Source organism: Pseudomonas sp. GW821-FHT02A11, assembly GCF_059421985.1.
Genome location: NZ_JBWKWB010000005.1, coordinates 382,177 through 406,694 on the forward strand (window position 1 = coordinate 382,177; position 24,518 = coordinate 406,694).

Annotated in this window: 32 protein-coding genes and 1 tRNA gene; 21 read left to right on the top strand and 12 right to left on the bottom strand. The window is 57.7% G+C overall.

The features are described 5' to 3' along the window. The first annotated feature begins 71 nt into the window (after window positions 1-71). From aspS to AC07V9_RS11145, 15 genes are all read left to right on the top strand, one after another. Window positions 72-1,847, top strand: a complete 1,776-nt coding sequence (gene aspS, locus AC07V9_RS11075; protein WP_495015796.1) for an aspartate--tRNA ligase — start codon at window positions 72-74, stop codon at window positions 1,845-1,847. Window positions 1,848-1,980: 133 nt separating this feature from the next. Beyond that, a complete protein-coding gene (locus AC07V9_RS11080; protein WP_495015748.1) occupies window positions 1,981-2,727 on the top strand; it encodes a YebC/PmpR family DNA-binding transcriptional regulator in 747 nt (248 codons plus the stop codon). A 125-nt stretch (window positions 2,728-2,852) separates the two neighbouring features. Next, window positions 2,853-3,377 carry a crossover junction endodeoxyribonuclease RuvC gene (gene ruvC / locus AC07V9_RS11085; protein ID WP_495015749.1) on the top strand — a complete coding sequence of 175 codons (525 nt, stop codon included), beginning with the start codon at window positions 2,853-2,855 and terminating at the stop codon, window positions 3,375-3,377. Between the two features lie 115 nt (window positions 3,378-3,492). After that, window positions 3,493-4,101 (top strand): Holliday junction branch migration protein RuvA, encoded by a 609-nt coding sequence (gene ruvA / locus AC07V9_RS11090; RefSeq protein ID WP_495015750.1) that lies wholly within the window; start codon window positions 3,493-3,495, stop codon window positions 4,099-4,101. Then, window positions 4,102-5,157 (top strand): Holliday junction branch migration DNA helicase RuvB, encoded by a 1,056-nt coding sequence (ruvB, locus tag AC07V9_RS11095; RefSeq protein WP_495015751.1) that lies wholly within the window; start codon window positions 4,102-4,104, stop codon window positions 5,155-5,157. A 138-nt stretch (window positions 5,158-5,295) separates the two neighbouring features. Continuing rightward, window positions 5,296-5,766 carry a tol-pal system-associated acyl-CoA thioesterase gene (ybgC, locus tag AC07V9_RS11100; RefSeq protein ID WP_495015752.1) on the top strand — a complete coding sequence of 157 codons (471 nt, stop codon included), beginning with the start codon at window positions 5,296-5,298 and terminating at the stop codon, window positions 5,764-5,766. Then, window positions 5,756-6,451, top strand: a complete 696-nt coding sequence (gene tolQ / locus AC07V9_RS11105; RefSeq protein WP_110947339.1) for a protein TolQ — start codon at window positions 5,756-5,758, stop codon at window positions 6,449-6,451. The genes ybgC and tolQ overlap by 11 nt, the downstream gene beginning before the upstream one ends. Before the next feature lie 23 nt (window positions 6,452-6,474). Then, window positions 6,475-6,930: a protein TolR gene (gene tolR / locus AC07V9_RS11110; protein WP_274134464.1), complete on the top strand. Its 456-nt coding sequence runs from the start codon at window positions 6,475-6,477 to the stop codon at window positions 6,928-6,930. Next, the gene (gene tolA, locus AC07V9_RS11115; protein ID WP_495015753.1) at window positions 6,930-8,000 is read left to right on the top strand and encodes a cell envelope integrity protein TolA; all 1,071 of its coding nucleotides are present in this window, start codon (window positions 6,930-6,932) and stop codon (window positions 7,998-8,000) included. Before tolR ends, tolA begins: the two co-directional genes overlap by 1 nt. Continuing rightward, the gene (gene tolB / locus AC07V9_RS11120) at window positions 7,997-9,298 is read left to right on the top strand and encodes a Tol-Pal system beta propeller repeat protein TolB (protein ID WP_495015754.1); all 1,302 of its coding nucleotides are present in this window, start codon (window positions 7,997-7,999) and stop codon (window positions 9,296-9,298) included. Before tolA ends, tolB begins: the two co-directional genes overlap by 4 nt. 52 nt (window positions 9,299-9,350) lie before the next feature. Then, window positions 9,351-9,851 (top strand): peptidoglycan-associated lipoprotein Pal, encoded by a 501-nt coding sequence (pal, locus tag AC07V9_RS11125; RefSeq protein WP_495015755.1) that lies wholly within the window; start codon window positions 9,351-9,353, stop codon window positions 9,849-9,851. A 6-nt stretch (window positions 9,852-9,857) separates the two neighbouring features. Then, window positions 9,858-10,691: a tol-pal system protein YbgF gene (ybgF, locus tag AC07V9_RS11130; protein ID WP_495015756.1), complete on the top strand. Its 834-nt coding sequence runs from the start codon at window positions 9,858-9,860 to the stop codon at window positions 10,689-10,691. A 179-nt stretch (window positions 10,692-10,870) separates the two neighbouring features. Continuing rightward, the gene (gene queE / locus AC07V9_RS11135; RefSeq protein ID WP_495015757.1) at window positions 10,871-11,518 is read left to right on the top strand and encodes a 7-carboxy-7-deazaguanine synthase QueE; all 648 of its coding nucleotides are present in this window, start codon (window positions 10,871-10,873) and stop codon (window positions 11,516-11,518) included. 16 nt (window positions 11,519-11,534) lie between these two features. After that, window positions 11,535-12,209: a 7-cyano-7-deazaguanine synthase QueC gene (gene queC / locus AC07V9_RS11140; protein ID WP_495015797.1), complete on the top strand. Its 675-nt coding sequence runs from the start codon at window positions 11,535-11,537 to the stop codon at window positions 12,207-12,209. A 63-nt stretch (window positions 12,210-12,272) separates the two neighbouring features. Next, a tRNA-Lys gene (locus tag AC07V9_RS11145) sits at window positions 12,273-12,348 on the top strand. A 252-nt stretch (window positions 12,349-12,600) separates the two neighbouring features. Here the strand turns inward: AC07V9_RS11145 and AC07V9_RS11150 are convergent. From AC07V9_RS11150 to AC07V9_RS11160, 3 genes are all read right to left on the bottom strand, one after another. Then, window positions 12,601-13,197 carry a chemotaxis protein CheB gene (locus AC07V9_RS11150; protein ID WP_495015758.1) on the bottom strand — a complete coding sequence of 199 codons (597 nt, stop codon included), beginning with the start codon at window positions 13,195-13,197 and terminating at the stop codon, window positions 12,601-12,603. 225 nt (window positions 13,198-13,422) lie between these two features. Next, window positions 13,423-13,680 (bottom strand): hypothetical protein, encoded by a 258-nt coding sequence (locus AC07V9_RS11155; RefSeq protein WP_495015759.1) that lies wholly within the window; start codon window positions 13,678-13,680, stop codon window positions 13,423-13,425. A gap of 36 nt (window positions 13,681-13,716) precedes the next feature. Next, entirely contained in the window at window positions 13,717-13,968 is a 252-nt protein-coding gene (locus AC07V9_RS11160) for a hypothetical protein (RefSeq protein WP_495015760.1), read from the bottom strand. 203 nt (window positions 13,969-14,171) lie between these two features. Here AC07V9_RS11160 and AC07V9_RS11165 point away from each other — a divergent pair, with 203 nt between their 5' ends. The 3 genes from AC07V9_RS11165 to AC07V9_RS11175 all read left to right on the top strand — a co-directional run bounded on the left by AC07V9_RS11165 (window position 14,172) and on the right by AC07V9_RS11175 (window position 15,679). Next, window positions 14,172-14,363 carry a hypothetical protein gene (locus tag AC07V9_RS11165; protein ID WP_495015761.1) on the top strand — a complete coding sequence of 64 codons (192 nt, stop codon included), beginning with the start codon at window positions 14,172-14,174 and terminating at the stop codon, window positions 14,361-14,363. 420 nt (window positions 14,364-14,783) lie between these two features. After that, complete coding sequence (locus AC07V9_RS11170) at window positions 14,784-15,161, top strand: termination factor Rho (RefSeq protein WP_495015762.1); 378 nt, start codon at window positions 14,784-14,786, stop codon at window positions 15,159-15,161. An 86-nt stretch (window positions 15,162-15,247) separates the two neighbouring features. Beyond that, a complete protein-coding gene (locus tag AC07V9_RS11175; RefSeq protein WP_495015763.1) occupies window positions 15,248-15,679 on the top strand; it encodes an HhH-GDP family DNA glycosylase in 432 nt (143 codons plus the stop codon). Between the two features lie 243 nt (window positions 15,680-15,922). Here AC07V9_RS11175 and AC07V9_RS11180 read toward each other — a convergent pair whose 3' ends face one another. The 3 genes from AC07V9_RS11180 to AC07V9_RS11190 form a co-directional block, all read right to left on the bottom strand. Continuing rightward, on the bottom strand, window positions 15,923-16,144 hold the full coding sequence (locus tag AC07V9_RS11180) for a PLD nuclease N-terminal domain-containing protein (protein WP_495015764.1): 222 nt from the start codon (window positions 16,142-16,144) through the stop codon (window positions 15,923-15,925). Between the two features lie 19 nt (window positions 16,145-16,163). Continuing rightward, the gene (locus AC07V9_RS11185) at window positions 16,164-17,393 is read right to left on the bottom strand and encodes a zinc-dependent alcohol dehydrogenase (RefSeq protein ID WP_495015765.1); all 1,230 of its coding nucleotides are present in this window, start codon (window positions 17,391-17,393) and stop codon (window positions 16,164-16,166) included. A 118-nt stretch (window positions 17,394-17,511) separates the two neighbouring features. Next, window positions 17,512-17,703 (bottom strand): hypothetical protein, encoded by a 192-nt coding sequence (locus tag AC07V9_RS11190; protein ID WP_495015766.1) that lies wholly within the window; start codon window positions 17,701-17,703, stop codon window positions 17,512-17,514. Window positions 17,704-17,872: 169 nt separating this feature from the next. Between AC07V9_RS11190 and AC07V9_RS11195 the strand changes: the two genes are divergently transcribed. Then, the gene (locus AC07V9_RS11195) at window positions 17,873-18,106 is read left to right on the top strand and encodes a hypothetical protein (protein ID WP_495015767.1); all 234 of its coding nucleotides are present in this window, start codon (window positions 17,873-17,875) and stop codon (window positions 18,104-18,106) included. Between the two features lie 70 nt (window positions 18,107-18,176). On the opposite strand, the gene AC07V9_RS11200 is transcribed toward AC07V9_RS11195, so the two are convergent. From AC07V9_RS11200 to AC07V9_RS11210, 3 genes are all read right to left on the bottom strand, one after another. Continuing rightward, on the bottom strand, window positions 18,177-19,166 hold the full coding sequence (locus tag AC07V9_RS11200; protein WP_495015768.1) for a methyltransferase: 990 nt from the start codon (window positions 19,164-19,166) through the stop codon (window positions 18,177-18,179). Next, entirely contained in the window at window positions 19,163-20,527 is a 1,365-nt protein-coding gene (locus AC07V9_RS11205) for an iron-containing redox enzyme family protein (protein WP_495015769.1), read from the bottom strand. The genes AC07V9_RS11200 and AC07V9_RS11205 overlap by 4 nt, the downstream gene beginning before the upstream one ends. 112 nt (window positions 20,528-20,639) lie before the next feature. Continuing rightward, a complete protein-coding gene (locus tag AC07V9_RS11210) occupies window positions 20,640-20,873 on the bottom strand; it encodes a hypothetical protein (protein WP_495015770.1) in 234 nt (77 codons plus the stop codon). A gap of 109 nt (window positions 20,874-20,982) precedes the next feature. Between AC07V9_RS11210 and AC07V9_RS11215 the strand changes: the two genes are divergently transcribed. Then, window positions 20,983-21,288, top strand: coding sequence for a DUF1652 domain-containing protein (locus AC07V9_RS11215; protein WP_495015771.1), 306 nt, complete (start codon window positions 20,983-20,985; stop codon window positions 21,286-21,288). A gap of 112 nt (window positions 21,289-21,400) precedes the next feature. Here AC07V9_RS11215 and AC07V9_RS11220 read toward each other — a convergent pair whose 3' ends face one another. The 3 genes from AC07V9_RS11220 to AC07V9_RS11230 all read right to left on the bottom strand — a co-directional run bounded on the left by AC07V9_RS11220 (window position 21,401) and on the right by AC07V9_RS11230 (window position 23,091). Then, window positions 21,401-21,916 (bottom strand): DUF4142 domain-containing protein, encoded by a 516-nt coding sequence (locus AC07V9_RS11220; protein WP_495015798.1) that lies wholly within the window; start codon window positions 21,914-21,916, stop codon window positions 21,401-21,403. Between the two features lie 656 nt (window positions 21,917-22,572). Beyond that, the gene (locus AC07V9_RS11225; protein ID WP_495015772.1) at window positions 22,573-22,872 is read right to left on the bottom strand and encodes an RcnB family protein; all 300 of its coding nucleotides are present in this window, start codon (window positions 22,870-22,872) and stop codon (window positions 22,573-22,575) included. Between the two features lie 78 nt (window positions 22,873-22,950). Further along, window positions 22,951-23,091: a hypothetical protein gene (locus AC07V9_RS11230; protein ID WP_495015773.1), complete on the bottom strand. Its 141-nt coding sequence runs from the start codon at window positions 23,089-23,091 to the stop codon at window positions 22,951-22,953. Window positions 23,092-23,329: 238 nt separating this feature from the next. On the opposite strand from AC07V9_RS11230, the gene AC07V9_RS11235 reads away from it, so the two are divergent. Next, window positions 23,330-24,436, top strand: a complete 1,107-nt coding sequence (locus AC07V9_RS11235) for a Gfo/Idh/MocA family protein (RefSeq protein ID WP_495015774.1) — start codon at window positions 23,330-23,332, stop codon at window positions 24,434-24,436. Window positions 24,437-24,518 lie beyond the last annotated feature (82 nt).

Below are 24,518 nucleotides of genomic sequence, written 5' to 3' on the forward strand. Positions count from 1 at the left end.
TGCACCATTGCGCACTGGCGACGGGCGAGAGCTCCACCGAATTCCGAATGACGAGAAGTGAATACACGATCATGATGCGCAGCCATTATTGCGGCCAACTGAACGAGAGCCTGGAAGGCCAGGAAATTACCCTTTGCGGTTGGGTCCACCGCCGTCGCGACCACGGAGGGGTGATTTTCCTCGATATCCGCGATCGTGAGGGTCTGGCTCAAGTGGTCTTCGATCCGGATCGCGCTGACACATTCGCCATTGCCGACCGCGTGCGCAGCGAATACGTCGTCAAGCTGACCGGCAAGGTCCGCGCTCGTCCTGCCGGCGCCGTCAACCCGAACATGGCCTCCGGTGCCATCGAAGTGCTGGGTTACGAGTTGGAAGTGCTGAACGAGTCGGAAACCCCGCCGTTCCCGCTCAACGAATACTCCGACGTCGGCGAAGAGACTCGCCTGCGTTATCGCTTCATCGACCTGCGTCGTCCGGAAATGGCAGAGAAGCTGCGCCTGCGTTCGCGCATCACGTCCAGCATCCGTGGTTTCCTCGATGGCAACGGCTTCCTGGACGTCGAAACCCCGATCCTGACCCGCGCCACCCCTGAAGGTGCTCGCGACTATCTGGTGCCGAGCCGCACCCACGCAGGCAGCTTCTTTGCCCTGCCGCAATCGCCTCAGCTGTTCAAGCAACTGCTGATGGTCGCCGGCTTCGACCGCTACTACCAGATCGCCAAATGCTTCCGTGACGAAGACCTGCGTGCCGACCGTCAGCCTGAGTTCACTCAGATCGACATCGAGACCAGCTTCCTCAACGAAGAAGACATCATGGGTCTCACCGAGAGCATGATTCGCAAGCTGTTCAAGGAAGTGCTGGATCTTGAATTCGGCGACTTCCCGCACATGACCTTCGAAGAAGCCATGCGCCGTTACGGTTCCGACAAGCCAGACCTGCGTAACCCGCTGGAACTGGTGGACGTTGCCGATCAGCTCAAGGAGGTCGAATTCAAGGTCTTCAGCGGTCCGGCCAACGATCCGAAATGCCGCGTGACGGCTCTGCGCGTTCCAGGCGGGGCGAGCATGCCGCGCAGCAAGATCGACGATTACACCAAGTTCGTCGGCATCTACGGTGCCAAGGGCCTGGCGTACATCAAGGTCAACGAGCGCGCCAAAGGCGTTGAAGGGCTGCAGTCGCCAATCGTCAAAAACATCCCTGAAGCGAACCTGAACGTGATCCTGGATCGCGTGGGTGCGGTCGACGGCGATATCGTGTTCTTCGGCGCCGACAAGTTCAAAGTTGTCAGCGAAGCGCTGGGCGCCCTGCGTATCAAGCTGGGCCACGACCTGAACCTGCTGACCTGCGAGTGGGCGCCGATGTGGGTCGTCGACTTCCCGATGTTCGAAGAAAACGAAGACGGCAGCTTCACAGCGCTGCATCACCCGTTCACCGCGCCGAAGTGCTCGCCCGAAGAGCTGGAAGCCAACCCGGCGACTGCGCTGTCGCGCGCCTACGACATGGTTCTGAACGGCACCGAGCTGGGGGGCGGTTCGATCCGTATCCACCGCAAGGAAATGCAACAGGCGGTGTTCCGTCTGCTGGGCATCGCCGAAGACGAGCAGCAAGAGAAATTCGGCTTCCTGCTCGACGCGCTGAAGTACGGTGCACCGCCGCACGGCGGTCTGGCGTTCGGTCTGGACCGTCTGGTCATGCTGATGACCGGCGCCCAGTCGATTCGTGAAGTCATTGCCTTCCCGAAAACCCAGAGCGCTGCAGACGTCATGACTCAGGCACCGGGCGTCGTCGATGCCAAGGCGCTGCGCGAGCTGCATATCCGCCTGCGCGAAACGCCAAAGGCTGAGTAAGCCGTCAGGGGAGGGGGTGAGTCACTCAGGTGATTCGCCTCGGGCCCACGCCTATCGGGCACAGATTCGAGTGAAGCGCTGCCGTTAGACTGATCGAGCGGCAGCGTGCGTGTTTCAAGGTTTGGAGCGTGTTATGGCTGGTCATTCCAAGTGGGCGAACATCAAGCACCGCAAAGAGCGTCAAGATGCCAAGAAAGGCAAGATATTCACCAAGTGGATTCGTGAGCTGACCGTTGCTGCCCGCCAGGGCGGTGGTGATCCGGCGTCGAACCCTCGTCTGCGTCTGGCGCAGGATAAGGCGCTTGGCGCCAATATGAGCCGCGACATCATCGATCGGGCGATTGCCCGTGGCGCCGGTGCAGCTGATGCCGACGATATGGTCGAGCTGGGCTACGAAGGTTACGGCCCGGGCGGCGTTGCGGTCATGGTCGAAACAATGACCGACAACCGCAACCGCACGGCGGCGGCGGTGCGTCATGCGTTCAGCAAGTGTGGCGGTAATCTGGGCACCGACGGCTCGGTAGCCTACCTGTTCGAGCGCAAGGGGCAGATTTCCTTCGCGCCGGGCGTTGATGAGGACGCGTTGATGGAAGCGGCGATGGAAGCCGACGCGGACGACGTCGTGACCCACGAAGACGGCTCCATCGATGTGTTCACCTCGTTCGCCGACTTCTACGCTGTGCGCAACGCGATGGAAGCGGCAGGGTTCAAGGCAGCAGATGCGGAAATCGTCATGCAGCCGACCACCAGCGCCGTGCTGGACCTTGAAATGGCAGAAAAGGTACTCAAGCTGATCGACATGCTCGAGGATCTGGATGACGTACAAAACGTTTATTCCAACGCGCAAATCCCGGATGAGGTGATGGAACAGCTTGGCTGACCGTCACCCTCGTCTGACATGAGGCCGGAGGCACCGAGCGCTGATTCGATCAACGCTAGGGTCCTTCGGCTTCTGCCTTTATGCTGCATTCAATTGTGCGTATCACTTCCCAAGCTGCAGGCGTTATGACTCTTATTCTAGGTATCGATCCCGGTTCGCGAATCACCGGCTTTGGCGTGGTGCGAGACACCGGGCGCGGCTGCGAATACGTCGCTTCGGGTTGTATTCGCACCGGCAGCGGGTTGCTCCACGAACGGCTTCAGATCGTCTATCGCGGCGTGCGTGAGGTGATTCAAACTTACGGGCCGATGACCATGGGCATCGAAAAGGTGTTCATGGCGCGCAACGCCGATTCGGCCCTCAAGCTGGGTCAGGCCCGGGGTGCAGCCATCGTGGCTGCGGCGGAAGAGAGTCTGGAGATTTCCGAATACACCGCCACTCAGGTCAAGCAGGCCGTCGCGGGGACGGGCGGGGCGAGCAAGGAGCAAGTGATGATGATGGTGATGCATCTGCTGAAACTGACCCAGAAGCCTCAGATCGACGCCTCTGACGCACTGGCAATTGCGTTGTGCCATGCTCATACCCGCTCAAGTCTGATCCCCCACGGTCTGAATACCGCACGCAGTCGCGCTGGGCGGCTACGGCTCTGATAGCATCATCCGCTTATAAATTTTCACTTGCAGCTCACGTGAGTCCTGCAAACATGGCGACCAGGGTTTTAGCCCGGTCCCGGGCAGTAACGGGCTACTGGAAAGGATCTGATACGTGATTGGACGTTTGCGCGGTGCGCTGGTCGAGAAGCAACCCCCGCACCTGGTGCTTGATGTCAATGGTGTGGGCTACGAAGTCGAAGTCCCCATGACAACGCTCTATCGACTGCCACATGTGGGTGAGACGGTGACGCTGCACACCCATCTGGTGGTGCGCGAAGACGCCCATCTGCTGTTCGGTTTTTATGAAAAGCGTGACCGCGAGATGTTTCGTGAGCTGATCCGCCTCAACGGTGTAGGGCCGAAACTGGCGCTGGCGTTGATGTCGACCCTGGAGGTCGATGAGCTGGTGCGGTGTGTGCAGGCCCAGGACACCTCGGCGCTGACTCGCGTACCGGGCGTTGGCAAGAAGACCGCCGAACGCCTGCTGGTCGAGCTCAAGGACCGATTCAAGGCCTGGGATGCATTGCCGGGCGCATTCGCACTGGTGTCCGAAGGGCCGGGGGCGCCGCTGCAGGTGGCTACTGCCGAGTCCGATGCCATCAGCGCGCTGGTTTCCCTTGGCTACAAGCCCCAGGAAGCCAGCAAGGCGATTACGGCCATCAAAGACAAGAATCTGAGCAGTGAAGACCTGATTCGCCGCGCACTCAAGGGGATGCTGTAAGTGATCGAAGCCGACCGCCTGATCGCCGCCACCGGGCGCGATCGTGACGAGCAACTGGACCGCGCCATCCGGCCGCTGAGCCTGGCCGACTACATTGGTCAGCCCACAGTGCGCGAGCAGATGGAGCTGTTCATTCAGGCCGCTCGCGGGCGCAGCGAAGCCCTGGACCACACGCTGATTTTCGGCCCGCCGGGGTTGGGTAAAACCACACTGGCCAACATCATTGCCCAGGAAATGGGCGTGTCGATCAAAAGTACCTCGGGCCCTGTGCTGGAGCGTCCGGGTGATCTGGCAGCGATCCTGACCAATCTCGAACCCCACGATGTGCTCTTCATCGACGAAATCCACCGCCTGTCGCCCATCGTCGAGGAGGTTCTGTACCCGGCGATGGAGGACTTTCAGCTCGACATCATGATCGGCGAGGGCCCCGCGGCGCGCTCGATCAAGCTCGACCTGCCGCCCTTCACCCTGGTCGGTGCCACGACCCGCGCGGGCATGCTGACCAACCCCCTGCGTGACCGCTTCGGTATCGTCCAGCGTCTTGAGTTCTACAGTACGGCGGATTTGGCGACGATCGTCTCGCGCTCGGCCGGCATTCTGGGTCTGCATATCGAAGATCAAGGCGCGTTCGAGATCGCGCGGCGTGCGCGAGGTACGCCGCGGATTGCCAACCGCCTGCTGCGACGGGTGCGCGATTTTGCCGAAGTGCGTGCGAAGGGGCAGATCACCAAGGACATCGCTGATCTGGCGTTGAACCTTTTGGACGTCGATGAACGCGGGTTCGATCATCAGGACCGGCGCTTGCTGCTGACCATGATCGAGAAGTTCGATGGTGGCCCGGTGGGGGTCGACAACCTCGCGGCGGCGATCAGTGAGGAGCGCCATACCATCGAGGACGTGCTGGAACCCTATTTGATTCAGCAAGGCTATATGATGCGCACACCCCGCGGCCGTATGGTCACGCGCCATGCGTACCTGCATTTTGGTTTGAACATCCCATCCAGGATGGGCGAGCGGGCGATGCCCGATGAACTGGCCGACGATGCTGACGAATAAAAGTGACAGCGATCGATCTATTCGGTCGTTTGATGGTCTGACGGGCAGTCACGGCAAAGTGGCGACCCGCGTTGGGTGAAAAACGATGAAAAACAGTTGCCTGGCCGGATTGGCAACCTGAGGAGTAAGCACTAGAGTATGCGCGCGCAAAACGGGGCTCAGTCGTTCGCACATCGCTGTCGCGTTTATTACGAGGACACCGATGCTGGCGGCATCGTCTACTACGTCAATTACCTGAAATTCATGGAACGGGCTCGGACCGAACGGCTGCGGGATCTGGGTTTTGCTCAGTCTGCAATGGCCGGGAACGAGAACCTGCTGTTTGTCGTGCATTCCAGTGAAGCGCGGTACCACAAGCCGGCACGGCTGGACGATGAGCTTCTTGTCAGCGCCGAGGTGATCGAATTGAACCGTGCCAGCCTGCGCTTTCAACAACAAGTCAGGCGGGCCGCGGATGATGTGCTGCTCTGCGAAGGGCAGTTTTTGGTGGCGTGCGTACGCGCCGATAGTTTGAAACCCCGGGCCATTCCCCAAACTCTGCGCGCGGCCTTTGCCGACCAGAGCGGCGCGGGCACACATTCAGAGCAGGAGATACAGCGTGGAAGCTAACGTCGTCGACCATACCTCCATGTGGAGTTTGGTCAGCAATGCCAGCGTGGTGGTTCAGTTGGTCATGCTGATCCTGGTGGCCGCATCGGTCACCTCGTGGATCATGATCTTTCAGCGCAGCTCGATGCTGCGTGCCGGGCGCCGCGCGCTTGACAGTTTCGAGGAGCGCTTCTGGTCGGGTATCGACCTGTCCAAGCTGTACCGCCAGGCGGGCAGCAACCCTGACCCGGATTCGGGCGTCGAGCAGATCTTCCGCGCCGGTTTCAAGGAATTCTCCCGTCTGCGTCAGCAGCCAGGCGTTGATCCTGATGCGGTCATGGAAGGCGTTGCACGTGCCATGCGCGTTGCGATTTCCCGTGAGGAAGAAAAGCTCGAGCAGAGCCTGCCCTTCCTGGCGACCGTTGGCTCCACCAGCCCTTATGTCGGTCTGTTCGGTACCGTGTGGGGGATCATGAACTCCTTCCGCGGGCTGGCCACTGCCCAGCAAGCCACCCTGGCCACCGTTGCACCGGGTATCGCCGAAGCACTGATCGCGACCGCCATCGGCCTGTTCGCCGCAATTCCTGCAGTAATCGCCTATAACCGTTTCGCCGCCCGTGGCGAGAACCTGATCGGCCGTTACTACACCTTTGCCGACGAATTCCAGGCCATCCTGCACCGTAAAGTGCACACCAGCGAAGACTAAGCAGGTATTTCCCAATGGCTTTAATCGCTCGCGGCCGACGCGGCAAACGCAAGCCGGTCGCCGAAATGAACGTGGTGCCTTACATCGACGTGATGCTGGTACTGCTGGTCATCTTCATGGTGACGGCTCCAATGATTAACCAGGGCGTGAAAGTCGATCTGCCCAAGGTCTCCAGCGAGGCCTTGCCGCAGGACAACAACAATCAGGTCCTGACCATTTCGATCAAGGCTGACAAGACCTACTACTGGAACCTTGGCAGCGAAGTCGATACCGACAAGCAGATGGACAAGGCCATGACCTTGCCGCAGCTGACCAGTGCCGTGACCAAGATCATCGCGGCCGGTCGTGAAGCGGGCAAACAGACCCAAGTGTTCATCCGTGGCGACAAATCCGTTGATTACGGTGCCGTGATGGGCACGATGGGCGGGTTGCAGAAGGCCGGAGTCGGGAACGTTGGTCTGATTACCGAGGCGCCCTGATGCAGCCGATTCGAGAGCCGTCAGCCTCGGAAAGCTACTTCTGGCCCTCGGTCTGGGCTGTGGCACTGCACGTCCTGATTTTTGGCCTGCTGTTCGTCAGCTTCGCAATGACGCCGGAGCTGCCTGAAGCCAAGCCTATCGTTCAGGCCACGCTTTATCAGTTGAAGTCCAAGAGTCAGGCGACGACCCAGACCAACCAGAAGCTTGCCGGTGAGGCAAAGAAATCCGCTGCGCGACAGACAGAAGTCGAGCAGATGGAGCAGAAAAAAGTCGAGCAAGAGGCCATAAAGGCGGCGGAACAAAAGAAAGCCGACGCCGCTCAAAAAGCCGAAGAGCAAAAGGCCGAGGAAGCGAAGAAAGCCGAAGAGGCCAAAAAAGCCGATGACGCCAAGAAAGCCGAAGCCAAAAAAGCGGACGACGCCAAGAAAGCCGCAGAAGAGAAACAATTGGCTGATATAGCCAAGAAGAAAGCCGAAGACGACGCGAAGAAAAAAGCCGAGGAAGACGCCAAGCGCGCCGCTGCCGAGGAAGCCAAGAAACAGGCTGCCGAGGACGCGAAGAAGCAGGCTGCTGAAGACGCGAAGAAAAAGGCCGCCGAAGACGCGAAGAAAAAAGCGGCTGAGGATGCCAAGAAAAAAGCCGCTGACGACGCCAAGAAGAAGGCCCAGGACGCAGCCCGTAAATCAGCCGAAGAGAAGAAGGCGCAAGCATTGGCCGACCTGCTCTCCGACAAGCCGGAACGCCAACAGGCACTGGCCGACGAGAAGGGTGATGAGGTCGCGGGTAGCTTCGATGACTTGATTCGTTCGCGAGCTGCCGAGGGTTGGGCACGCCCACCTTCTGCACGCAAAGGCATGACAGTCGTATTGCAGATCGCCATGTTGCCGGATGGAACCATCAGTTCGGTAGCGGTCAGCAAGTCCAGCGGCGACGGTCCGTTCGACAGTTCGGCAGTGGCTGCGGTCAAGAACATTGGTCGTTTGACAGAAATGCAGGGGCTGAAACCTTCGGATTTCGCACCTTACCGGTCATTCAAGATGACATTCACACCTGAGGATCTAGCCTTGTGATTAACCTTCTTCGAGGATTGCTTGTCGTTCTATGTTGCGCAGCGGGTTTCGCCGCTGCCGACGAAAAGAACATTCTGGTCACAAGCGGCAGTGACCGCGCCACGCCTATCGCAATCGTGCCTTTCGGCTTGCAGGGCGGCAGCGTACTGCCAGAAGACATGGCCAAGATCATCAGCAACGACTTGCTGAATTCGGGCTACTACTCGCCTATTCCAAAGGAAAACATGATCAGCCAGCCGAGTCAGGCCAGCGAAGTCATTTTCCGTGACTGGAAAGCGTTGGGTGCCCAGTACGTCATGGTGGGTAGCATCTCGCCCGCTGGCGGTCGTCTGCAGGTCCAGTACGCGCTGTTCAACGTCGCCACCGAGCAGCAGGTGCTCACCGGCAACGTGTCGGGCACGACCGATCAGCTGCGTGACATGGCGCACTATATTGCTGACCAGTCATTTGAAAAGCTGACCGGCATCAAAGGTGCGTTCTCCACCCGCATGCTGTACGTCACGGCCGAGCGTTTCGGTACCAACAACACCCGTTACACGCTGCAACGTTCGGACTACGACGGTGCTCGCGCAGTGACCCTGCTGCAGTCCCGTGAACCGATCCTGTCGCCACGTTTCGCACCGGACGGCAAACGTATTGCCTACGTGTCGTTCGAACAGAAGCGTCCGCGCATTTTCGTGCAACACATCGATACCGGTCGCCGCGAGCAGATTACCAACTTCGAAGGCCTGAACGGTGCGCCGGCATGGTCCCCGGATGGCAGCAAGCTGGCGATGGTGTTGTCCAAAGACGGCAACCCTGAAATTTATGTGATGGACGTGGCTTCGCGTCAATTGAGCCGGGTAACCAATGACGCTTCCATCGATACCGAACCGTTCTTCGGTAAAGATGGCTCGACCATTTATTTCACGTCTGATCGGGGTGGCAAGCCACAGATCTATAAATCCAGTATCAATGGCGGCGGCGCACAGCGCGTCACGTTCATCGGCAACTACAATGCGGCACCCAAGTTGTCTGCCGATGAAAAGACGCTGGTCATGATTCACCGCCAGGACGGCTTCACCAACTTCAAGGTGGCAGCTCAGGATTTGCAACGTGGTAGCGTAAAAGTTCTCACGGACAGCAACCTTGATGAGTCGCCTACTGTTGCGCCCAACGGCACCATGGTAATCTACGCCACCCGCCAGCAGGGCCGGGGAGTCTTGATGCTCGTGTCCATTAACGGACGCGTAAGGCTCCCGCTTCCTACCGCTCAAGGCGAAGTCAGAGAACCTTCCTGGTCCCCTTACCTGAACTGACGCGGCGCTTTACGTTTTACTTAACACACTGGGGTTCATTAGGAGTTTCACGATGGAAATGCTGAAGTTTGGTAAATTTGCTGCGCTGGCTCTGGCCATGGCTGTAGCTGTAGGTTGCTCGTCCAAAGGCGGCGACAATGCCGGTCAAGGCGCTGCTGTAGATCCAAACGCTGGTTACGGCGCTAACTCGGGTGCCGTTGACGGCTCGCTGAGCGAAGAAGCTGCTCTGCGCGCAATCACCACTTTCTACTTCGAATACGACAGTTCCGACCTGAAGCCAGAAGCCATGCGCGCTCTGGACGTTCACGCCAAGGACCTGAAAGCTAACGGCGCTCGCGTTGTTCTGGAAGGTAACACTGACGAACGCGGTACCCGCGAGTACAACCAGGCACTGGGCGAGCGTCGTGCGAAAGCCGTTCAACGCTACCTGGTTCTGCAAGGCGTATCGCCAGCTCAGCTGGAAGTGGTTTCCTACGGTGAAGAGCGTCCAGTTGCTACCGGCAACGACGAGCAATCCTGGGCTCAAAACCGTCGCGTCGAACTGCGTAAGTAATTTGACATGCGAACGTGCCGCCGTGCTTTAACCGTTTTGGCTCTCACCCTTCCTCTTGCAGCGATGGGTGCGGTTCCTGTGGTCGATGACAACTCTGGCTCTGCTGGCAGCAGTTATCCGCCATCGGGTTATGGTACGGCGGGCGCCTACGCCGGAGGCGGGGCTACGGCCCAGCCTTCGGCGCAAGGTCAGCTGTTCATGCAGTTGCAACAAATGCAGGATGAAATTTCGCGCTTGCGCGGAATCGTCGAAGTCCAGCAGAACGACATCCAGCAGATGAAGCAAGAAGCGCTGGATCGTTACAAGGATCTCGACTCCCGCATCGGAGCTGGGGGCGCACCTGCCGCACCGGCTGCCAACAATTCTTCGTCCGACGGCGGCGTCAATGCCGGCGGAACACCTGTCGCACCTGCTGCCGGCGCAGCTGCTGGACAGGCGTCGCAGGCCAGCGCAGAACCCGGTGACCCGGCGAAAGAAAAGCTCTACTACGACGCTGCTTTCGATCTGATCAAGGCCAAGGATTTCGACAAGGCCAGCCAGGCGTTCTCTGCGTTCCTGCGCAAATACCCGAACAGCCAATACGCGGGTAATGCCCAGTACTGGTTGGGCGAGGTGAACCTGGCCAAAGGTGACCTGCAAGGTGCCGGTCAAGCGTTCGCCAAAGTGAGCCAGCTATACCCCAAGCACGCCAAGGTGCCTGACTCGCTCTACAAACTGGCAGATGTCGAACGCCGCCTCGGTCACACCGACAAGGTGAAAGGTATCCTGCAACAAGTTGTCGCCCAATACCCTGGGACCTCGGCAGCCCAACTGGCTCAGCGTGACCTGCAGCGTCTCTGATCGTCAGACGGTTTGACCCCCGATTCAAGAAAGCCGCGCGTTGCGCGGCTTTTTTCGTTAGAATCTCGCACCCGAAATTCCGGTATTGATTACGCTTCTGTAGATTCTGCGAGCGCAGGGTGTACAGAGGTGCCTGACGGAGGCGGATGGCCTGTTTAGCCGTTACGCCCGTGGCCCTTATGCAAGACACATTACGCATCACCGAAGTTTTTTACTCGTTGCAGGGTGAAACGCGCACGGCAGGTTTGCCTACTGTATTCGTGCGCCTCACCGGCTGCCCTCTGCGTTGTGGCTATTGCGACAGCGAATACGCCTTCACGGGCGGCACCATTCAAACTCTCGACTCGCTTATTGAGCAGGTTGCGAGCTATCGTCCTCGTTACGTCTGCGTGACTGGCGGTGAGCCCCTGGCCCAGCCCAATGCCATCAAGCTGCTTGAGCGCCTGTGCGACGCGGGCTATGAGGTTTCCCTAGAAACCAGCGGTGCGCTGGATATCTCCAAGGTTGATCCTCGCGTCAGTCGTGTCGTCGACCTGAAGACCCCAGGCTCTAAAGAAGTCGCGCGCAATCGCTACGAAAACGTCGAGCTGCTGACGCCGAACGATCAGGTCAAGTTCGTGATCTGTTCTCGTGAGGATTACGACTGGGCCGTCTCCAAGCTGATTCAGTACGGCCTGGAACGTCGTGCGGGCGAGGTACTGTTCTCGCCGGTTGCCCATGATCTGCGTCCCCGGGATCTTGCAGACTGGATCGTGGCGGATAACCTGCCGGTAAGAATGCAGCTGCAATTGCACAAAATTCTCTGGGACGACGAGCCAGGACGCTGAAATGAGTGAACACACGATGACTGAGAAACGCGCGGTAATCCTGCTGTCCGGTGGCCTGGATTCGGCCACGGTGGTCGCCATGGCCAAAGCTGACGGCTTCACTTGCTACACCATGAGCTTCGACTACGGTCAGCGTCATCGCGCCGAACTGCAGGCGGCCGAGCGCGTGGCCAAGGATCTGGGCGTGGTCGAGCACAAGGTGATCGGCCTTGACCTGAACGGCATTGGCGGCTCGGCACTTACCGACAGCAGCATTGACGTACCGCAAGCGCCGAGCGAGGGCATCCCGGTGACCTACGTGCCTGCGCGCAACACCGTGTTCCTGTCCCTGGCCCTGGGCTGGGCTGAAGTGCTCGGCGCACGGGATATCTTCATCGGCGTCAACGCGGTGGACTATTCCGGCTACCCGGACTGCCGCCCCGAGTTCGTCGAGGCCTTCGAGCGCATGGCCAACTTGGCGACAAAGGCCGGCGTAGAAGGGCAGGGCTTCTCGATTCAGGCGCCACTGCAGATGCTCAGCAAGGCCGATATCGTCAAGGCCGGTACCCGTCTCGGCGTCAATTATGCAATGACCGTTTCCTGCTATCAGGCCGACGATCAAGGCCGTGCATGCGGTAAATGCGACAGCTGCCGCCTGCGCGCAGAAGGCTTCGCCGCAGCCGGTTTGCCGGATCCAACGAATTATTTTTAATTTTTTTTCGATAAGGTGTTGAATTACTGAGAAATTACAGTAAGATACGCACCACCACGAAGCGGGTCGTTAGCTCAGTTGGTAGAGCAGTTGGCTTTTAACCAATTGGTCGTAGGTTCGAATCCCACACGACCCACCATCTTCAAAACCCGAGAGGTCCACGTCAGTGTGAATTCTCGGGTTTTTTTTCGTCTGAAGAAAAGCGGGGCACGGGTCTGGGGCTTGGCTAGCGTGCCAGTGTCAGCCGTTTCAATTTAGCGGAAAAGTCTATTTGAACTGACGGCAGCAATCCGCAGCATGTATCCCGTCGGATGCGAATGACACCCAAGCGAGCGGACATCCCCGCGACCTGCGAAATCGATTGTTTCAAACATGGATCGGTACGGATGAACTAAATCAGCACGCCGTTAACCGCTCTCACTAAAGCCGCAGCCATGTGGTCTTTATTGACTATGGCATCGGGATGGTCTCGCTGGATGACACTGATGGGCATACTGGCCACGACCGCATCTTGTGGTTCCTGAACCAGGCACTGACCACCCGCCGCTGCCACAGCATTGGCTCCCTGTGCGCCGTCGCAGTCTCCGCCTGAAAGAACAACACAGATAACCCGTGGCCCGAATACCTCAGCCGCCGTCGTGAACAAACGGTCAGCTGCTGGCCGTGAATATCGAACCTTGGGCCCGTCACTCAGGTGCAGCAAGCCGGGGGCAACGATCTCCAGATGCCTATCGGCGGGGGCGACATAGATCCGCCCCGGCTCGATCATTTCACCCTCACCCGCATATTCAACCGGCAACGTCGTATACCGGCCAATGATGTCGGCCAGATATCCAGGACTGGAGGGCCCGGAATGGATCACGATCATGATCGCTGCGGGGAAGTCTCGGGGCAGTGCACCGAGTAAGGTTCTCAAGACATCGAGTGCGCCCTGAGATCCGCCTATCACAACGATGTCTCTTGTTGGTGCTTGAACCTGCATGTCCATGGGCGTCTCCGGTCACCTAAATCATTGACATAGTGGGCCTGCGAGCCGTTCCGTCTGATTGTGATACCTGTGGATAATGCGACGGGAAATACCCGCCGAAGGGAGCCATCTGTGGCTGCGTTCAATGTCCGCCAGTTCGAGGCTTCGGGGCTGTACCAGGGATTGAACGAGTGCAGGAGGCGGGTACGCTCAAAGGCCCCAAGGCCTGGGGAGGTGGGATGAAGGCTAGAGACTTTGCTCTTTTTTATGGCTTCTGAAATTTTTTCTGAATCCGCGAAGGTTCATCGCGAACAGGCATACCTGCAGGACGATCAATGCATAGGCATGAGCTGGCAGCCCCCAGATAATCCATAGGACATTGCTCAGAATGAAGCACCAGAATCCTGTCATTCTCCGCCGCGCTTGCTGCGAGCCAATAAGCCACGCTGCCAAGACGGTCACCAGCATCGCCGGCCACTGCACCCAGTCAACGCTGTTCACCATGCTAACTGCTCCTGAGGCTGGGGATTGAAGCTGGCTTCATGCCGCATCGGGCTCATCTCGCTGAGTGGCTGTCCTGTTTTTCATAAAACCTCTGATATTCATCCCACACAGTATCCCGTCCAGCAAAGCGAGGGCATAAGCTTCTACATACAGCCCCCAGACAATCCACAACAGGTTGCCGAGGATAAAGCCAAGGAAAGCAAGCTTTCGCCTTTTGGCGTGCTGGGATGCTGCAAGCCATGATGCGATCAGAATCGCAACCATGGCAGGCCATTGAATAAAATCCATGGATTCCTCTAGCCTCTCGAACGCACTCATGCAGGGTCAACCAGCCCTTCGGTCACCTATCTGGAGCTTTATGGACAGGAATCGTTCAAGTGAGCCGGTATACCGCTCGGCTAACTCATATTCCAGAGAGAATGATTGGATTTGGAACTACTGACGAAGCATGGTGACAAATCGCCACCAGTGAGTTCATTAGGTGATTACCGATGCTCGAATCTCGTGCGCTAAGGCTCTTATCGACTTTCAAGGACGATGCCTCACGCGCCATTGATCCTCTCGACTTCACAACCCTGCTGCAATTGAAGGAGCGGGGTTTTGTTGAGATAGAGCTGGTAGCGGGGAAGGTTATCGGCAAGCGAACATCAAAAGGAAAAATAGCCCTCGTTAATGCCCGTTAGTGGCTTTTGTGTGAAGCGGTGCCCCATGCGATCCCAGATTTTTCAACCATGGAGGCTTGGTCAGCCCTTGTGCTGAGGCGTATCCAATTATCCGGCATTTGCATCAGATGCCCTAGGCTCATCTGCGCTGACAGCATGTTGGTCCGTCACGTATTGCGAAAAATGCACCACTACGCAAAGCACTCCGAGCGGCACTCAAAGCGCGCTGAAGATCCTTCTGCCTCAGCGGAGGTGGTTGCAAAAGTAGTTGCATGGATCAAAGACTGTTATCGAGAACGGTGTTCGCTGCCGATGCGCTCCAACCTGATCGCGACACCGTAAATTGGTAGAAAACTCGGTGAACTTTTTTGGAAAAATCGACTTCCTTATTGGCAGGGGCGCGACCACGCGTCTTCGATTTTCGAGTTGGAGGTATCAGCCATGCCACGTGGAAGCAAAGATAAGTACACCGAAGAGCAGAAACGCAAAGCGGAACATATTGAAGAAAGCTACGAGGATAAGGGCACGCCAAAAGGTGAAGCCCAGGCCCGTGCCTGGGCGACCGTAAACAAGCAGTCAGGTGGAGGTAACAAGGCAGGGGGTTCAGGTAAAAAAACATCTGCCTCTGCCAAGGCTCAAGCCAAGTCTGATTCGGGCAAGAGGGCTGCGCAAACACGCAGTGGTCATGGCCGCGACTCCAAGTCATCACTTGAAAGTCAGAGTAAAGCGAGTCTCATGACAGAGGCGCGATCTCGCAATGTGTCTGGACGCTCGAAAATGACCAAGGCCGAGTTGATTCAGGCGCTGCGAAGCAAATGACTCGAACGTTATAAAGAGGCGGGCTTAGGCGTTTCTGGAACTGGCCTGAGGGTTTGAGGCGTCGTGCTGCCTGAAGGACGTGAGCCATGAGCAAAAATATCAGTGCTGCGGATCTGAATATTGATCTGAGCCGCGATGATGAGCACGAACTGTTCAAATGGTTTATCGCCAGTTTTTTGATGGGGAAGCGGATCCGCGCGGACGTTGCCGCAGCTGCTTACCGGGTGATCATCGAAAAACATCACCGTGACACCCCGCGCAAGCTAGGCGCGTGCACCCATGGGGAATTGGTAAAAATGCTGGGCGAGGGGGGCTACGCCCGATATGACGAATCCACTGCGGCACGTTTGATCAAACTCAGCAAAAAACTGAACGATGAATACGGCGGGAAGATTGTGAACATTCGCCAGGCAAGCCATGACCAAGCGGAGTTTGAAAAACGCCTTGGGGAATTTGAAGGGATCGGCCCCAAGACCGTTGAAATCTTTATGCGTGACGCCCGGAATACCTTGTTTTGAGCGGTTCCTCGGCCGGCGGTGAGCGCTCGGAGGCACGCCTCGCAGTAAGGCTGATGCTGTTAATGAATGACGCAAAATCCCTCATTGAGTTCTGCATTGGCGGGGGCGGCATACCTGATAAAAACGTTGTCACGTTCTTCTGCTGCAGTCGCCAGGAAGGCCAGGGTTGATGTTCATGCGGGTCTTGATTTTGGTCATCAGGGCTGTCCGCCGAGGTTGATCCTCAGCGGACGCCAGCGTCAATCACCCTTTGCTGTGCTCTTTGGAGGTCGGCGGTTGTGCCACGCCTCGCGGCCCCGCAATGCCCCAGATAACGAGTCCAATCACGGGGAATACGATAATCAAAACCGCCCAGCCAAGCTTCGTGCTCGACGATTTGGTTGTGTGCCAGACACTTGCAATGGCCCAGAGGTCTACCAGCAACACGATGACGGCAATGGCGACCCACAGTAACGTTGATTCCATATCACACCTCCCAAGCCGGTCAGACGGCAGGAACAGTTGAGTTTGCAGTGGGATCGACTTCCGGCAGTGCGATGTCGTTTCCACCGGGCGTCAGGATGACTTTGCGGCACTCTTCCTGCTTTTTATCGAAAAGCTTGTAGCCCTCGGCGGCCTGCTCCAACGACATTCGGTGGGTGATGATGGCTTCCGGAGAAAGCCGCCCGGTCTCGATGTGCTCCAGCAGTTCAGGCAGGAAGCGTTGCACGTGGGTCTGGCCCATTTTGAATGTCAGGCCTTTGTCGAAAGCGTCACCAAACAGGAAACCGTGGATGAACCCGGAGTAAACCCCTGGCACGCTTACGACCCCACCGCGGCGTACGGCGGCGATGCACTGACGCAGCGCCTTGCCACTGCTGCCCTCCAGCTTCAACGTGGCGAGGATCGTTTCGGTGGTACTGCCTTTCGCTTCGAAGCCCACCGCATCGACTACACCGTCTACGCCACGCATACCAGGTGTCTGACGGATGATGGTATCGGCAGGGTCGTCGTCTTCATCAAAGTTGATAGGAATCACCCCGTACGCCTGCTGGGCGTAGGCGAGGCGGTAGGGGTGATGATCGACCATGAAAATCCGGTCGGCCCCCAGCATCCGAGCGACCGAAGCACTGAGCAGCCCCACAGGACCTGCGCCGAAGATGGCAATGCTTGAGCCTTGGCCAATCCCGGTGTTGGTTACTGCCTGATACGCGGTGGGCAGAATATCCGAGAGGAACAGCACCTTTTCATCCGCCAGCGTACCTGGAACCTTGAACGGCCCTGTATTGGCTTTCGGCACACGCACGTACTCAGCCTGGCCACCCGGAATGCCCCCATACATATGGCTGAAACCAAACAGCGCCGCGCCTGGCGGGATAGCTTTCTTGTTGATGATTGCACCACGACCGGTATTCGTCGTTTCGCAGGCTGCGAATAGATCCTGTTGGCAGAAGAAACAAGCTCCGCAGGCAATGACGAACGGGATGACGACGCGATCTCCTCGCTGAACGGCGGTGACTGCCGAGCCGGTTTCTTCCACGATGCCCATGAACTCATGGCCGAAGATGTCGCCGTGCTCAACCGTAGGAATCTTGCCGCGATACAAGTGCAGGTCCGAACCGCAGATCGCCGTTGCGGTGACTCGCAAGACGATGTCATCCGGTGCTTCGATGATCGGGTCGGGAACGGTGTCTACCTTGACGTCATGGGCACCGTGATAGGTGAGAGCTCGCATAGTGTTTTTCTCCGCTGTTTGGTGGGGTCTATAAGCAGGGGAGCGGGGCGCGGGGATTTAAGTTCAGGACTTTGACGGGGGACGTGATCAGCGGTGCATCTTCTCAGGGGAGCTCGCTTTATTTCAGGCCGGCTCTGCGACGGATGTCGGCAGTGATGGTCTGCCGGGGTAATGGGCAGGTTTGCCCAAGCATCGCTGTCAAGCTGTCCCAAGCGTTCTTGAATGTTTGGATGCTCAGGCCATTGCAACGAATTGGGCAGACGGGCGCCGATGCTGTTGGGTTGAGCGTGGCGATCATCAGGTTTTCCATCTCTGCATGCCTTCGAGCAGTCCGGGTCTACTCGTCTTAGGGTTTACGGGTAGCAGAGTTCGCGATTTATCACTGGAGAATGACCGTTCGAGAACTTCATCGAACGACGGCTCAGGCATGGATTCGAAAGCGTTGAGCCACGACTTATTCGTGGCCAAGCGAGGTATGTATGACTCATTCAGCAGGCATTCCCGGCGGTACCGAAAACGCTGTCGACTCCATTGAACCTCTGGAGCCCGGCAGGCCAGATGTGATTCCTGATCCTCACCCTGCCAGAGGGGGTGAAGCGAACAGTGAAGCAGAGATTGCGCCGGACTCTGACGACGAAGCCGGACTGGAGGAAGATACCTCCGACGTCGATGCCAATAATGAGGTTTCGACTGAGCATCCGCAGTCAACGTGATCAATTTTGGGGGGGAGGTCCGCTGCGCTGGGACGGGGAAGGACGCTCGGCCCAGCGCATCGACGTGGCTTCATGAATGCGCTTTGGTTACCGTCAGCACCACTGCTGCGATCCGTTCTGCCTGAGTGTAGTTTTCGGTCTCGAGTTCTTCACCGAACACGTCCGGATCGACCTCGCGGTACGACCAGCTGAAGCCGGGAAGATCGACGATAGGTCGGGCGTGCTGCAGGAACAGATCCACGCCATCAACCCACGGGGCGCCGGTGTAAAGCACAAGGCTGCCACCAGGGGCCAGGCGATTGATCGCCTGTTCGACGATGCGCACGGAGAGCGCAGATCCCAGCCTGTCTCCGCCATGCCGATAGGCTCGTTTCTGGGTGTCCTGCATGTACGGCGGATTGGCGACGATGAGATCGAAATCCCCTGAGGCGCTGTCGAGCAGATCACTGTGCCACGCTGACACGTTGTCAGTCTCCGCCAAAGCCGCGTTAACGGCAGTGAACCTCAGCGCAGTGGGGTTGATGTCCAGAGCCAGCACCTGAGCTTCGCGTCGGGCACGGGCGATCAGGATGGCGCCCGCTCCGCTGCCACAGCCAATGTCCACCGCCGTACGCACGGGGTGCGTAGAGGTGCGCAGGTGTTCTTCGATGGCTTGGGCGAAGCGATAGGTGTCGGGGCCGAAAAACACCGAGTCCTGTGCAACGGTGGGAAAACCTGAATGGACAAAGAGCAGGTCGTGCAGACTCGACCATCTGACATCGCTGACCCACAACCCGGCATGAGCCCTGATGACACCACTGGCAAGCAGCGCTTTGAGTTCGGCATCAGGCAGCAGCTGAGATTCAAAGGGACGGTTCCATCCGAATATGCCCCGCAGGTCACGGGCCTGCCGATTGTTATCGCGGTGGTTGTTGCGCTGATGTGTCAGCGGCGTGACGGTCGTGAACTGATACCCGTCCGCATGCAGACGCCGGCCCAGTTGCAGCAACGCCTTGTCATGGGTCTGGTCTTCCACCGCAGCGGTATCGTTTGAGGTTGTGAATGCAGGGGACTGACTCATAGCGCTAACGATCCTTCGGCAAGTTGGCGAGCGTAGGCTCGGGTGGCATGCAAACCTTCGGGGGTGCAATGGTGGGCTGGCGAAAGCAGGTCGATCAGCCGAGCCGTTGAAGGGATGGTTGGTTGAGCGGGTGCAGCCGCGGCCGCCTCGGCTCGAGGACGATTGCGAAATTGTGATCGGAACGGGTTGGCGGATTTGACGACGCCCGGTGCTTGCCAGTCCCCTGCGATCCAGTCTCGCAAGAGCTGCATTTCATACCCGCTGAAGACGCCGAACATCACAGCACCAGGCCCATCGATCAATTGCCAGAAACGGCTTTCGGCGGGATCCTGATGGCGCTTGATCCAGCCCCTGTTTTCAAGCGCTGCCAAAAATGCCCTGCATTGCCCAGGCTTGGCCAGCCATTCATTAACTGTCAGGCCGTCGAGCCGGCAGTAATCGGAATGCATGTGTTGGCCAAACGAGCGCTTGCGCTCCAGCATGGCCACCACTTCTCGTTCCAGATCGAAGGAAGCGATGACGGCCTTGGTGCCTTTGCCCAACTCGTTGAGCAGGTAGCCGTTGCGCAGCCGTGCGATGAAAGCCGGGCGGGACTCGTCAGTGGGAAGCAGACCCAGCACAGTCTTGACCGCTTTGTGCGCGTGGCCGGTGCTGGCGTTATCGATGGTGACGTGCAGCGTGAAGTAGTACGGGTCGATCCCCAGTTCGTTGAGCTCGAATGCGGTGATCAACAAGTGCAACGGCAGCTGCTCATAGCCCAGGTTATAGCCCAGCAACTCAGGCAGAAACTCATCGCCCAGATGTCCCAGCGCTAACTGAATGGCGCCCTGAAGGTAGTGTTCCTCATCAAGCGTTTCAGTGGGCGCACAGTCATGATCTGCCAATAGCTTGCGGTAAAGCACGACATGGTTCAGCGCGGGCTCGCCATCCCCGAGCTCTTCCAGATAGGTGCGAATGAGATCGCGATAGCGCCAGTCGTCACCGTGCGAGACCGCGCTGTACAGCCATGCGCCGTCGACCAGCTTGGTGGGAGCTACATGCTGCAGGAAATACAAGGCGTGAGCTTTGGTGCTGAAGAATGTCCTGCCCTGGCCTGCGTGCCGACCTTCCAGGTATTCCCGATACGAAGCCGCCACCTGGTTTGCATTTGCCTCGATCCAGGGCGTGAGGCCGTTGAGGTCGTCGGGCAAGGCGTCCGGAAAAGCTCGCGCCAGTTGCAGCTGCTTTTGCAGAAACAGGCGGAGCTCGGCCTGATCCGCATTGTGCGGCTCATGCAGGAGCGTGTGATAAATGTGAACAGGTTCGCACGAGCCTGCAGGGGTGGCAGTCAGGCGGTCAGCGACACTTCTAAGGGAAGTCATGGGGGGCCTACATAGGTCTCTTGGTATGTAGGTGAGAGACAGGGGCGCGGCGATAATTCAATGAAATGTATTCGGCCTGGACGGATGACCGGATCATGAAGCGAGAACGTGATCAGCCGCTTTTCATCGCCTCGGTGATGGTTGCGAGCGTTTCTTCCATTTCCCCCACGCAGGCCTCCAGACGCTCGAAGCTGAGGACCAGGCTCTGTCTGGAATCCACGGTCTGGTGCCCCGAGAGCTCATGAATGTGAGACAGGTGCAGCTTCGCCAAGGCCTGGATCGTACGTCGCAGAGCGTTGAGGTGCGTCACCACTGCCTCTTCAGGACTGACCGCTGTTTGGCTCATGGGAGTGCCTGGCTGATCGTCAATCAATTTTCCATACCTCGCCCCCGCCGAAAGATTGAATTAAGTCATTCGCCATGCAGTCCACCGTTCACATAACAAGGAAATCACCATGGCTATTTCAGCGCTCGAATTACGTCACATCATCGAATCGGCTTTTCTGCCCCTTGAATGCCGGTGTACCTCGCCCTCCAAGGACAAGCTGACCGTAGAAATCATTGATCGAACCACAGGCGTCAATCTTGTCGTTGGCGGAATTGATCTAGCCACACTGGGCACAAGTCGTGCGATCTCGGAACTCATTGCTGCATTGCGTACCCAGTTTGCTGGCGTTTCTCAACCCGATTCGATGCGCAGCGTACTGCTGAGTGGGTATGGCGCAAATCCAGCGAAGATGAGGGGACGCCTAGGGGCTTGATCATCGCCAGGGGGCACCCGAAGTCACGCAATGCCGTTGTCAGTGATGAATACGCCAAAACTCTTTTGACTGAACAAGAAGCGCCGCGCCTTACAGCACGGCGCTTCTGATTTCACTTCGCGGCATCACCGCCGTGGGCTTTTGCCAACGCCTTGGCATGCTCAAGATGAGTTTTCAACTTTGGCAGGGTTTCGGTAGCGAAGGCTTTGAGGTCCGCGTCCTTGCCATTGCTGGCCTCCTTTTCAAACAGGGCAATGGTTTGCTCATGAGCCTTGACCTGGTTATTGGCATAGGCCTGATCGAACGACTTGGCGCTACGCAGTTCAAGGATCATTGCCTTCGCTTTGTCGACCAGCTCAGCACTGTCGGAAACTTCAAGGTTTTTCTTGTCAGCAATGGACTTGAGCTTGGCGTTCGCAGCGGTATGGTCCTTGACCATCATGTCGGCGAAGGTTTTCACATCGGCGGCGCTTCCCTTCTCCTGAGCGAGCTTGCCAGCCTCCACCTCAGCCACGCCTTTGGCAGAGGCGTCTTCTACAAAATCATCGTTGTCCTGCGCCGCGAAGGCGCCTTGCGTGCTCAGGCCGATCAATAGAGCCAATGCGCAGGTATTCAGTACGTTCGCCATTTTTGTTTTCCTCATCATTCCATGATGGGCATTAGCGCCCATGTGCTTGTGAGCGATGACGATCCTGAACGTTCAGCATTTTTTACTCACCGGTCAGTTGGTCAGGCATTCATTCAACTATTCATTCAGATGGAGAGTGCTTACACCCACAGAGGGCTCGCCGAATCAATGGCTCAACGCCGCCGCCACTGGTCGGTCGTTGTTTCATTTCGATGAATTGCACGTCGGGGTGTGAATCCCAATTAAGCATTGCCGAAAAGCCCGATAAAAGCTGTGAGCGATTACCGATCGCAAATTGCTCGGCTCATTGTCATCTACAACTCCGGCGGCAGCGCCAGCCGTTGCCGGCTTCACATTTGATCAGAACAGGACACGCTTATGGCCTCTGCATCCCGGAACCCGTCGACGAAAGAGCAAGGTATCGAAAGCATCGATGCGCATGTTTCGAATGAGTTTGGACGTTGCGCTCGCAGCTTTGAGGCGCAGGCCACAGCCTGTGCCCGAGGCCTGCACACCACGTTGTTCATTCAGCGCTTCAAGCAAGGTTTGCTTGGCCGGTCGTAGCCTGAGCCAAGTGTTTGCCCGTGCCCTGCACGGGCTTTTTTTGGATGCGGAGCACGCTACCGGGGACCGATCGCGCCTGGAGCGCTCACCGGCTATTTATTGACCATTTCCTTGATGGTGCCCGTCGGCACACTGATCAAGGCATATTTGCCGTTGATTTGTACCCATTGCTCATGTTCGGAAGGCGCTTTCAGGTGCCGACTTTTCCAGTCTTTGACTTCCATGCTTTCGCGTTGATATTCATCGGGCACGGGATCCCCGACCTTGTATTCCCTAGCCCCTGTTCCGGGACGATCCAGCGTTACGCTGGGTTCGTCAGCCGCATAGGAAACGCTGGAAAATGCACAAAGAACAGTGATGGCTAACGCAGCGAAGGGTTGTTTGGACGTCATGAGTCATTCCTTTGGAGTGAGCATTTGAAGAAGTCGAGTGATCAGTTCTCAGGCCATAGCGCGGGTACTTGGCAGCGATTAGCGATAAATACTTGAAGCCGCCTCGATCGTTAAAAGGGCCACGCCGGCGCAGAAAATCACCATACCCAGCATCAGCCGGGGGCGAGATGTAAAACTGGCGACAGCTCGGGAGTTTTTGAGGTCATCCAAGGTTTGCATGAGGTGTGCCTCGCCTGGTCGGATCCGCAATCTGCGAACGAACGTAGGGATCCTGGTTGTGGACCCGTTGCTTAACTGAGTTCTTCAGCCCGGTATCGTTCCGAATAAACGATCACTGGCCAAGCGTGCCGACCGTACCAGCGCGCTTGCACCCAGCCTGCTGACAAAGATGGAACCTTGGCAGGTCAGACTTGCCCATTCCCTGTGTCAGCAATTTGAGACTCGACAGGAGAATAGGATGCCCAGCTCAGATGGAAAGATTCGGTACGCCGTGGTGGCCGGTGGTTCAATTTCTCAGGGCGCTTTCATGCCCGGTGTTGGCCAGACGGATAACTCGGTGATGACAGCCCTGGTCACAGGGGATCCAGTCAAGGCACAGGATCTGGCCGCGATCTACAGCTTGAAGTCTTATTCCTACGCTGAGTACCCCGATCTTCTGGCCTCCGGAGAGATCGACGCTGTCTACGTAGCGACGCCGAATTTCCTGCACACCCAGTATGTAATCCCCGCGCTTGAGGCCGGTATCCATGTTCTTTTGGAAAAGCCCATGGCAACCAACGAAGCCGAGTGCCGGGAGATGGCGGACGTTGCAGAACGGACGGGCACAAAATTCATGATCGCCTACCGGCTGCATTGTGAGTCTGGGACGCTTGGGATGATTGAACGTGTGCAAAAGGGTGAGTTCGGTGACCCTCGGGTGTTCACATCGACCTTCGCGCAAGTCGTTAAAGCCAACAACCACCGCAACCAAAATGGTTTCGCCGCTGGCCCCGTGGCGGACATGGGCCCGTACCCATTGAACATGGTGAGAAAGCTGTTCAACGCCGAGCCCATTGAAGTCATGGCATTGGGCACCAAGACGCCAGGCTCGCCACTGGACTCCTGGGACACCGTGACCGTCTCGCTGCGTTTCCCGCAAGAGCGGCTGGCTCATTTCACCGTCAGCTACACCCTGCCGGACACCGAGCGGTTCCAGTTACTCGGCACCCTGGGCGAGATCGAGGCATCGCCATGCTTCGGTTATGGCGAAGGCGTGGCGATCAGTTATCGAGCGACGATCGACGGTAAGACCACTGAGCATGTGCACCCGGTGGTTGATCAGTTCGCTGGCGAAACCGCGTATTTCTCCAGTTGCATTCTCAATGACCAGGCACCTGAGCCAGATGGCGAAGAGGGGTGGCGGGACGTTCGGGTGGTCATGGCGATAGAGCGAGCCCTCGAAAGCGGATCACCACAAAAGCTCGAGCCCTTGGAGGCCAGACGCCTGCCTCACAGCACGCAGTGTCGCAAGCTGGCACTGGCTGATGTGCCGCCTTACATCAACACCGAATCGCCAACCGAGTAATCGGTCAAGCCGACGCGCGAGCAAGCGGGCCCGCGTCGGCTTGCCACTTTGCAGAGGGCACTCAGGCTTGCATAGGCCAGAG

What these genes read in the sequence shown, in the direction of transcription:
- AC07V9_RS11175 (WP_495015763.1), top strand. Translation starts at nt 15,248, where the DNA reads ATGAGCAAAAATATCAGTGCTGCGGATCTGAATATTGATCTGAGCCGC.
- AC07V9_RS11080 (WP_495015748.1), top strand. Translation starts at nt 1,981, where the DNA reads ATGGCTGGTCATTCCAAGTGGGCGAACATCAAGCACCGCAAAGAGCGT.
- AC07V9_RS11155 (WP_495015759.1), bottom strand. Translation starts at nt 13,680, where the DNA reads ATGGTGAACAGCGTTGACTGGGTGCAGTGGCCGGCGATGCTGGTGACC.
- AC07V9_RS11180 (WP_495015764.1), bottom strand. Translation starts at nt 16,144, where the DNA reads ATGGAATCAACGTTACTGTGGGTCGCCATTGCCGTCATCGTGTTGCTG.
- AC07V9_RS11225 (WP_495015772.1), bottom strand. Translation starts at nt 22,872, where the DNA reads ATGACGTCCAAACAACCCTTCGCTGCGTTAGCCATCACTGTTCTTTGT.
- AC07V9_RS11215 (WP_495015771.1), top strand. Translation starts at nt 20,983, where the DNA reads ATGGCTATTTCAGCGCTCGAATTACGTCACATCATCGAATCGGCTTTT.
- AC07V9_RS11235 (WP_495015774.1), top strand. Translation starts at nt 23,330, where the DNA reads ATGCCCAGCTCAGATGGAAAGATTCGGTACGCCGTGGTGGCCGGTGGT.
- ybgC (WP_495015752.1), top strand. Translation starts at nt 5,296, where the DNA reads ATGCGCGCGCAAAACGGGGCTCAGTCGTTCGCACATCGCTGTCGCGTT.
- AC07V9_RS11195 (WP_495015767.1), top strand. Translation starts at nt 17,873, where the DNA reads ATGACTCATTCAGCAGGCATTCCCGGCGGTACCGAAAACGCTGTCGAC.
- AC07V9_RS11205 (WP_495015769.1), bottom strand. Translation starts at nt 20,527, where the DNA reads ATGACTTCCCTTAGAAGTGTCGCTGACCGCCTGACTGCCACCCCTGCA.
- AC07V9_RS11220 (WP_495015798.1), bottom strand. Translation starts at nt 21,916, where the DNA reads ATGGCGAACGTACTGAATACCTGCGCATTGGCTCTATTGATCGGCCTG.
- AC07V9_RS11150 (WP_495015758.1), bottom strand. Translation starts at nt 13,197, where the DNA reads ATGGACATGCAGGTTCAAGCACCAACAAGAGACATCGTTGTGATAGGC.
- pal (WP_495015755.1), top strand. Translation starts at nt 9,351, where the DNA reads ATGGAAATGCTGAAGTTTGGTAAATTTGCTGCGCTGGCTCTGGCCATG.
- ruvC (WP_495015749.1), top strand. Translation starts at nt 2,853, where the DNA reads ATGACTCTTATTCTAGGTATCGATCCCGGTTCGCGAATCACCGGCTTT.
- queC (WP_495015797.1), top strand. Translation starts at nt 11,535, where the DNA reads ATGACTGAGAAACGCGCGGTAATCCTGCTGTCCGGTGGCCTGGATTCG.
- aspS (WP_495015796.1), top strand. Translation starts at nt 72, where the DNA reads ATGATGCGCAGCCATTATTGCGGCCAACTGAACGAGAGCCTGGAAGGC.
- AC07V9_RS11190 (WP_495015766.1), bottom strand. Translation starts at nt 17,703, where the DNA reads ATGGAAAACCTGATGATCGCCACGCTCAACCCAACAGCATCGGCGCCC.
- queE (WP_495015757.1), top strand. Translation starts at nt 10,871, where the DNA reads ATGCAAGACACATTACGCATCACCGAAGTTTTTTACTCGTTGCAGGGT.
- AC07V9_RS11165 (WP_495015761.1), top strand. Translation starts at nt 14,172, where the DNA reads ATGCTCGAATCTCGTGCGCTAAGGCTCTTATCGACTTTCAAGGACGAT.
- tolA (WP_495015753.1), top strand. Translation starts at nt 6,930, where the DNA reads ATGCAGCCGATTCGAGAGCCGTCAGCCTCGGAAAGCTACTTCTGGCCC.
- AC07V9_RS11170 (WP_495015762.1), top strand. Translation starts at nt 14,784, where the DNA reads ATGCCACGTGGAAGCAAAGATAAGTACACCGAAGAGCAGAAACGCAAA.
- AC07V9_RS11200 (WP_495015768.1), bottom strand. Translation starts at nt 19,166, where the DNA reads ATGAGTCAGTCCCCTGCATTCACAACCTCAAACGATACCGCTGCGGTG.
- AC07V9_RS11210 (WP_495015770.1), bottom strand. Translation starts at nt 20,873, where the DNA reads ATGAGCCAAACAGCGGTCAGTCCTGAAGAGGCAGTGGTGACGCACCTC.
- AC07V9_RS11160 (WP_495015760.1), bottom strand. Translation starts at nt 13,968, where the DNA reads ATGGATTTTATTCAATGGCCTGCCATGGTTGCGATTCTGATCGCATCA.
- AC07V9_RS11230 (WP_495015773.1), bottom strand. Translation starts at nt 23,091, where the DNA reads ATGCAAACCTTGGATGACCTCAAAAACTCCCGAGCTGTCGCCAGTTTT.
- AC07V9_RS11185 (WP_495015765.1), bottom strand. Translation starts at nt 17,393, where the DNA reads ATGCGAGCTCTCACCTATCACGGTGCCCATGACGTCAAGGTAGACACC.
- ybgF (WP_495015756.1), top strand. Translation starts at nt 9,858, where the DNA reads ATGCGAACGTGCCGCCGTGCTTTAACCGTTTTGGCTCTCACCCTTCCT.